This is a genomic window from Paenibacillus apis, assembly GCF_018333295.1.
GTDB lineage: Bacteria > Bacillota > Bacilli > Paenibacillales > Paenibacillaceae > Fontibacillus > Fontibacillus antibioticophila.
Genome location: NZ_BORS01000044.1, coordinates 1 through 1,412, shown reverse-complemented (window position 1 = coordinate 1,412; position 1,412 = coordinate 1). Strand labels below are relative to the sequence as shown.

Sequence of the window (1,412 nt, the reverse complement as noted above, 5' to 3'; positions counted from 1 at the left end):
CGGCTAGGCCCCCTTATTTCGGAGTCCTACCCTACAATGTTTATGAATTCACAGGATTGCTCCTTATTCTGCCGTATTACACCGCTCTATGAAAGGCAGAGGTGTCTTCCAGTGTCCTCACCCATATCGAGAACTTCGCTGGAGACATTTTTCTTAAGCTACCGTGAATTTTTCGGTTGTTGTAAAAGTCCATGTATTGGTCCAGCGCCTCATAAGCTTCATCCAGGGTCATAAAGTCCCTCCGGCTAAACAGATGGCGCTCCAAGACGCTGTGAAACGACTCAATGTAGGCGTTCATATTGGGGGAGCGTGGCGGAATACGCTCATGAATAAGATCCAAGCTCTCACAGGTGTCCCCAAATAGCTTGCTAACGAACTGCGGGCCATTGTCTGTACGAACCACCGGCATGAACTCGCCGGGCACTATACGGTCTTGCAAGGCGTTCCATAAGGTTTGGACGACTTGGGTAGCTTCGCATACTGGGCCTCTATACTGTCCTACTATCATTCGGTCAAACACATCTATAATGCTGAGTACAAAAAAGAACCGTTCCTGCCCGATCGCGTATCCATATTTAATATCCATTTGCCAAAGTTGGTTTGGTCCCGTTATGACTCGATTTCTCGGTAATCGGCGAGGGTGAGAGCGTAGGCGCTTTCTAGGTTTCTGCAATATATCTAACTCTTGGCAAAGTCGATAAGACTTCTTTTTGTTGAAGATAAGATCATACTTATCTCGAAGGGACTGGGCCAAAAACTTATAACCATAGACAAACTCTTCTCCTTCAAGGAGTTCGAGCAGCCATTCTTTAATTTGTGCGTCGCTAACTTTCTCACCTGTAGTCGTGTATGAGTATCCAGGCACAGGGCGCCCTACACGGCTTTCGGTTGAACGTTCTTCGCCTTTTTCTGCTGACTGAGCTAGTCGCTTTTTTCGGTCGTAATACGTTGATTCTGACAACCCAAGAATACGCAGCACAACAGCTACCGGTTCCCCCCGCTTAATGAATGGGTCGGCTATTTCAAATTTTTCAGATAAGCGGGGTTTTGCTTTTTTAGCAACTCTCGCAAAATTTCGATTTCGAGTTCTTTTTCACCAAGGACCTTAACGGCCTTTTGATAGCGTTGCTCCACCTCCTGCAGGCGTTGCAACTCTTGAACATGTTCGTCTGCCGCAGGAATTTCTTCAGGCGAAATAGAGTCCCGATGATCTCTAATCCAACTACGGACAGTCTCTGGATGGACGTCGTACATTCGAGCCAACACCCCCACCTTAACACCTGCTATCGCTTCTTTCACAACTTGTAAACGTTTTTCTTCATTCAGCCTTTTTCCCATACCGATCATCTCCCTTTGTCCTAAGTTTAAATTATTGGGCAGGGAGACTCCAGTTTAATTAGGGGGCCTTGGAG

At 46.7% G+C, this 1,412-nt stretch carries 2 protein-coding genes; both read right to left on the bottom strand.

The genetic code is table 11. The annotated features are described in order from the left end of the window. Window positions 1-76 precede the first annotated feature (76 nt). A complete protein-coding gene (locus KI362_RS25195) occupies window positions 77-979 on the bottom strand; it encodes an IS3 family transposase (protein ID WP_301630983.1) in 903 nt (300 codons plus the stop codon). Window positions 980-1,017: 38 nt separating this feature from the next. Beyond that, window positions 1,018-1,338 carry a helix-turn-helix domain-containing protein gene (locus tag KI362_RS25190; protein ID WP_301630982.1) on the bottom strand — a complete coding sequence of 107 codons (321 nt, stop codon included), beginning with the start codon at window positions 1,336-1,338 and terminating at the stop codon, window positions 1,018-1,020. Window positions 1,339-1,412: the final 74 nt, after the last annotated feature.